This window comes from Desulfovibrio sp. (assembly GCF_018379785.1).
Taxonomy (GTDB): Bacteria; Desulfobacterota; Desulfovibrionia; order Desulfovibrionales; family Desulfovibrionaceae; genus Desulfovibrio.
In genome coordinates this window covers 21,786-27,882 of record NZ_JAGZUV010000045.1, presented here as the reverse complement: position 1 = coordinate 27,882, position 6,097 = coordinate 21,786, and the positions used below count along the sequence as shown (strand labels likewise).

Genomic DNA, 6,097 nt, shown 5'->3' with positions numbered 1-6,097 from the left:
AGGCCACGGGGGAATCCAGTCATAAAGCGGAGAACAGAGAATGATCAACAAGGCCACTATGGACAAAAAGCGCTTCTTTTTTTTATTCATGGATGACACCCTTGCATTTGCCGCCGATAGAGAGCGGAATTCAAGCGTTGTTGATAGTCGTCTAGTTGTGCTTGGCTTAAGGATTTCCGTTGTTGTATGGCTTGCATAATATTGGGTAAATAGCTGGTCATCATGTGATCTGAACCTAATTTGATGGGATTGAGAGCATTGAGGTCATGCGTCGTACTCCTGTCGGGCATGATGCCCGGAGCTGTAATTTCCTCACCGCCACGAAGACGTACTATCATTGCTTTTTTGTCCGCGATATCCACTAAATGACAGAAATTTCCGTGGTGGAGGTAACACAATATGAGGCCGTCATCTGTTTCCCATAAAGGGGGAAGCCCTTTGAGTTTGGGAATATTTAAAGTAGGCAAGCCTTGATGTTTATGGAAAGGAACTCGCGGTACGGCATCGTTATGATTAACAATACGGTAATGCACAATATCCTGTATGAGCATTTCACGAATAAAGGCAGTATTGCCCACACGGGGGCTGCCATAAGTATAGAGTACAATACGTTTGCCATAATCTTTTTGTAATAAATGGGCCATGAGCGTCGCTATGGCGCCTCCGAGGCTGTGACCGCAGATAAAAACTTTTTTGTCAGAGATATTGTTCATTTTATAATAATCTATCACCTGTGATTTCAATGCATCAGCACTTTTTAAAAATCCTAAATGAACTTTTCCTGCCACAGCTTTGTCAGAAACCGCTAACATATTTATGTCTGTCCAGACATCCGCCCAGGAGCTTGTGCCGCGAAAGGAAAAAATAGCCGTCTCCGCATCACAGGCGGCAAACCCCTCGGCATCTTCATCATCATTGTAAAAAAATTGAATATGTTCTAATGGGTATCCCTTTCCATAAGGAACGCGCTCCAGATACATTTCCACAGGAAGGGTGTCAGCGGTAAGCTCCAATGAAGGTTGGCCTATCCGCCGTGTGATGGGAGTGGGTTCATCCCATGAGCGGGCCAAACCTCGACCCAGGCGGTCAAAAAAATCGCTGATGGAACCGCTCTCGGTGCCTGCACCGCTGAATTCCAGGCTGGCGTAGGCCAGTGAAGAAAAAGCCGCCAGATTCAGGGTGTTATGCCTGTGCCGGACATCCATGAGAGGCATACGCTCTGGTTGGGCCACAAGCGTGGACCCGATGCGCACAGGCGGCTGCTGGTTTGGCCAATTCTCTACCACATGCAGTCTGGGGCGTAGACTGGTGACTCCATATAGTTCTATGATCAGGCGATAGAGAGGGCCTCCGCATTTCGGACATGGGCCACTTTTACGGGCCAATACCAGAGAAACTGCAATAGAGTTCACCTGACGCCCAAAACGATCATTCATTTCCTGCAATGTTTTTGGATAATTATAATCTTTTTTCTTCCTTTCCTCACGTATTTTGGCAGTGTCCAAAATTGGAATATCACGTCCGTACTCTATACACTCATATCCCCAATTATCCGCCGATGACAGATTACGAGCCCAACTGGGCTCGGGCTTGGGCTGGCCCGCCTTGGCCTCCTGCAATTGACGATTGCCGATTTGTACGGCTCCACGTTTCAGGGGCGACCATTTTTGCGGGTCGGTAGCCATATTGTCATAATCCTGCATTGGAAAGGTCAGCAGATGAGGGTAGGGACAGCCGTTATGGATGAATAGAGATCGCTCGCCTGGCTTGAAGGCATGCTTGTCACCGGAGGAAGTAACGCTGTGCCCGTCTCTCATAAGAATTTCAACATCCACTTGCCCAACGGGAACTTGCTTTGGGCCATGTGAAGTATGGTTTTCCATAGTCAGATCAGCAACATTTTCATTTTTATCGCTGACAAGACGCAATTCCAAACAGATAGGCTTGGGACAGATCATGCAGGCCATTATGCTTCTCCTGAAAGGAGGGTCAATTCCGCAATTTTTTCGTTCGGGCTCAGTTGTGGGTTATATAGAATGGCGGCACAGGCCGGTTTACTCTCCATATTTTCTGTTCCGGCGGCAAGACAGAGCCGCGCAAAGGCCTCCTGCTGCTTGGGCAGGGTAAAGCCCCATCGTTCCGCCTGCTCTATGCTGGCCTGGATGAAATGGTCGAGGGCCTCAAATGATTCAAAAGGTTCTATAAGACTTGGTTCGTTCTGCCATACATCCCAGCGGATATTGTATACCAGCGTGGCGCGCAGGCGGTGGGAGAGCGCCGCAAGCTGTCTGTCGCTTACCAACCACCAAGGGGGCTGGCGGGGATGCCAGGATTGCGCATGCATGCCGGAAACAGGCTCCGGCGCGGGCCGTTCCGCAAAAAGCCATGTTCCATCCGGCAGAGGAACAGCCATGCCTGTTATGGGACCCAGCAAGTCCAGAAGTTCCTGAGTGGTACATGCCGGCAGAAAATCAGCCATCACGGTGGAGCTGTAGTGTCTGAAGTGTGTTATTTTTTCATCGGGCAGGATAACGCTGAGCAAGCCGCGCCAGTGGGTGACCATGTCTTCCCACCGGGCTGTACCCCACGCCAGCCATGCCAGCCCCTCCGGTTTATCAAGTAGAAAGTGACAAAATGAATGTTGTGTTGATATGGTACTGTAATATGGAGAAACTTCATACAGATGATTATAAGGGGTAGTAAGAAAAATATTAGTGTAATTTATATCAGAGTAATAAAAAAATTTTTCATTCAATGCCGGGAAATTCATCGTAAGGAACATGGCGTGAAGCAGATGCTTCTTTTTAAAACACCTTATTGCCTTTGAGTCAGGCAAAATACATATATATTTTGAATCAGATTGTAGCTGCACTGCACATTCCCTATGGTTGCTCGTCATTTATTAATGCTGCCGACAAAAGGTGAACCCAGTGATTGAGCAATCTTGAGGCACGAACAACTAATTGGTACTGCTGGGGATACTGGCACAGCTCCTTCCGGCAGCAGGGGGTCAGCGGGCGTGCCGTCGCCAGGGCCGCCGCCGGAGTTGAGGCAGACGGCCGCGCCGTCCGCGCTGACGCCCGCGCCGTTGATGGTCAGCCAGCTTCCTCCGGCCTTGAGGGTCAGCTCGGCCCCGGCCTCCAGGACGATCTTGAGGCCGCCCTCCAGATGGATTTCCGTACCGGCCTTGCCCAGCCATTTGCCGTCCACTTGAGTATGGCTGTCCGCATGCACGGTGCGGTTGTCGTTGGCAAACAGCTCGGTTTTGCGCTGCTGTTTGAGCGTTTCGTGGGTTTCGCCCTTGGTCAGGACGTAGGTGAAGTTGTCCACGGTGCGGTGCCGGTCGTGCAGGATGTGCTCTTTCCAGTCGTTCTTGACGTGGGCGTTCACGTCCTTTTCCGCATGCACGTAGATTTCTTCCCGGCCTTTTTTGTCCTCCACCCGAAATTCGTTGAAGCCGCGCGCCTCGCCTTCGGCTCCCGGCGTGCTCATGGATTTGAACACCGTGCGCGTCTTGTGCGCGGGCAGCTCATAGGGCGGCATGTTCAGCTCATGGTAGACGCGGCCCGTGATCAAGGGGCGGTCCGGGTCGCCTTCCAGGAAAGAGACCACGACCTCGTGGCCGATGCGCGGGATAGCCATGACGCCGTATTTGCCGCCCGCCCATTCCTGAGAAGCGCGGACCCAGCAGGAGGTCTTTTCATTGTGCCGGCCTTCGCGGTCCCAGTGAAACTGCACCTTCACGCGGCCGTACTTGTCCGGATAGATTTCCTCGCCCTTGGGGCCGGTGACATGGGCCGTCTGCTTGTCGAGAATCAGGTTTTTGGGATGTTCCGGGGCCGGGATAAAACGGGTCATCTCCGGAATGGCCGTGACCCGCGAGGCATAGTGCAGGCCGCGCCCGTCCGGGGCCTCGTGCTCCAGCACGCCGGGCTGCCGCCCTTCGTGGCGCACGGCCACCACCCACCAGCGCGCGTTAAGGGCGGTGCGGGGGTGATCGTCAATGCTGAAAACATAGCTGGGCAGAAAACGGGCCACGTCCGAAGTGCAGTCGATCCACTGCCGGAAGGTCAACTGGCGCGCCAACCGGAGCTTGGCGTAACGCTCGCCGGGTTTGCGCAACTGGTAGAGATGCGGGTAGGCATACTGTTCCAGCAACATGCCGGGCGGAGCCGGAGCCTTGTCCCGTTCGCTTTCGTGGTCGCTGACTTCCAGGTCCAGGCGGGGCTTCCGGAAGTTCCATTCGCGGTAGGCGGCGGCATTGCTGTTGACGCTTTCGTGCAGGGCCAGGCGGTTGATGACCGCCGTATCCGAGCGCTGGCCCGAACCTGGGAAAAAGCGCAGATCGCTCTGGCCGGGGATTTTGGGGCCGCCCTCGCGGTCGCAGAAGCAGAGGCAATGGCTGGCCCGGTTGTGCTCAAAGTAGAAATAAATGCCTTCTTCCTCGCACAGGCGGGTAATGAAGTGCAGGTCCGTTTCGCCGTACTGCACGCAGTATTCGCGCGGCTCGTAGGCATAGCAGAGCTTGAAGGAAGCGGCATCGCCGGTGAAGCCCTGTTCCTTGAGGATTTGCTGGATGATTTCCACCACTGAGAGATTCTGGAAGATGCGGTGGTCGCGGATCTGGCCCAGAAACCAGAGGCGCGGCACCAGGGAGCAGCGGTAGTGGGTGAAACGGTTGGCGGTGTGGAGCTGCTCCATCTCCCGGATCAGGCCGTGGACCAGGCGCTCGCCGCCGCTGCGGTCGGCAATGGAAAGGCAGGCCGGGGTGCCCAGCAGGGCGGTAAGGTCCACGTTGGCCGAGCGGCTGACCAGCTCAATGCTGAACTCATACGGCTTGCAGACCTCCTCAAAGCCCGAGAAGGCATACACGCCGAAGTCGCCGCTCTGGGCGGTGAAGTTGAACCAGGAGGCGTTGGCGGCAGGCGTCTGGGTCATGGCGATATCCATAGTTAATAAGCTATAATTTATGCCGCATACTCAGGCCGGGCATGGTCAGGGCATGCGGGATATGCGGGGCAGGGCCCGCGGCGTCCCGGCAGGGGCGTCGTAGCTGCCTTGCATGGCCAGGCGGCGGTTTTCCGGCCTGTTGCGTGCTCTGTTTCCCCGCGCGTCCTTTTTGATGCTTTTCCCCATGGGCGCCACTCCGGCCGTTTGCAGGGGCAGAAAGGTTTTTTCATCCAGGCCCAGTTCGGGGCTTTTGCCCAGAACCAGCACGGCCGCCGCGAATTGCGGCACAAAGCGCAATGTCTCTTCCCGCAGGGCCTGGGCGGCCGGGTCGTCGTTCCGGCATTTGCGGGTGATTTCCTCAAGGCTGTCGCCGTAACGGCGCACGGCCTTTTGCATGGCGCCCTCGCCGCAGTTATACGCGGCCAGGGCCAGGGGCCAGTCACGGAAAAGGCCATGGAGGTAGGCCAGATAACGGGCGGCCGCGGCGGTGGATTTTTCCACGTCGAAACGCTCGTCCTTTTCTTTGCTCACCGTAAGCCCGAAACGCCTGGCCGTCTGCGGCATCAGTTGCCACAGCCCCGCCGCGCCCGCCGAAGAGACGCAGCGCGGCTCAAAAGCGCTTTCCACCAGAGGCAGGCAGGCCAGTTCGGCGGGCAGGCCCTGCCGTTGCATGCCTTCGAGAGCCACGGGCAGATAGCGCCGCGCCCGGCGCAGCACGTGATCCGTGGTGCTGCGCCGTTCTTCCAGCAGCCGGTGCAGATAGCGGCGCACCGTGGTTTCCTCGGCGTGCGGGGTCCAGACATCCAGCCGGGCCTCCGCGCTCAAGGCCGCGTAATCCACCACGGCGGCCCGCTCCGTGCGGCGCAGCGGGCTCCACAGGGCGTGGGCGTCCCCCATGAAGCGCGGCACATGGATAGTCCGGCCGCCGTTGGCCGGAATGAGCACCCGGCTCATGGAGGCCACACGGGTCTGGGGCAGATCAGGGTCTGGAGACGGGCCGTGGGCCCGGCAGGCCGCGAGACAGAGGCAGACGGCGAGCAGGAAGAAGCGCGCGCGGCCCGCGTGCGGGGGCGTTCGGGGGACGGCCCGGCGGGCCGGTCTGAAGCGCGCGGCAAAGTTCCTCATGTCCTGCCCGGCCCCGGCGGAG

4 protein-coding genes are annotated in these 6,097 nt (G+C 56.8%); all 4 read right to left on the bottom strand.

Features of this window, described 5'->3' with window-relative positions; all coding sequences use genetic code 11:
* Positions 1-86: 86 nt before the first annotated feature.
* From KH208_RS10355 to KH208_RS10340, 4 genes are read right to left on the bottom strand one after another with little or no spacing between them, the layout of a single operon-like run.
* The gene (locus KH208_RS10355; protein ID WP_291436049.1) at positions 87-1,967 is read right to left on the bottom strand and encodes a lipase family protein; all 1,881 of its coding nucleotides are present in this window, start codon (positions 1,965-1,967) and stop codon (positions 87-89) included.
* Entirely contained in the window at positions 1,967-2,872 is a 906-nt protein-coding gene (locus KH208_RS10350) for a DUF4123 domain-containing protein (protein ID WP_291436048.1), read from the bottom strand. The genes KH208_RS10355 and KH208_RS10350 overlap by 1 nt, the downstream gene beginning before the upstream one ends.
* A gap of 23 nt (positions 2,873-2,895) precedes the next feature.
* The gene (locus KH208_RS10345) at positions 2,896-4,938 is read right to left on the bottom strand and encodes a type VI secretion system Vgr family protein (RefSeq protein WP_291436047.1); all 2,043 of its coding nucleotides are present in this window, start codon (positions 4,936-4,938) and stop codon (positions 2,896-2,898) included.
* Positions 4,939-4,995: 57 nt separating this feature from the next.
* On the bottom strand, positions 4,996-6,075 hold the full coding sequence (locus KH208_RS10340; RefSeq protein ID WP_291436046.1) for a transglycosylase SLT domain-containing protein: 1,080 nt from the start codon (positions 6,073-6,075) through the stop codon (positions 4,996-4,998).
* Positions 6,076-6,097: the final 22 nt, after the last annotated feature.

What these genes read in the sequence shown, in the direction of transcription:
- KH208_RS10355 (WP_291436049.1), bottom strand. Translation starts at nt 1,967, where the DNA reads ATGGCCTGCATGATCTGTCCCAAGCCTATCTGTTTGGAATTGCGTCTT.
- KH208_RS10345 (WP_291436047.1), bottom strand. Translation starts at nt 4,938, where the DNA reads ATGACCCAGACGCCTGCCGCCAACGCCTCCTGGTTCAACTTCACCGCC.
- KH208_RS10340 (WP_291436046.1), bottom strand. Translation starts at nt 6,075, where the DNA reads ATGAGGAACTTTGCCGCGCGCTTCAGACCGGCCCGCCGGGCCGTCCCC.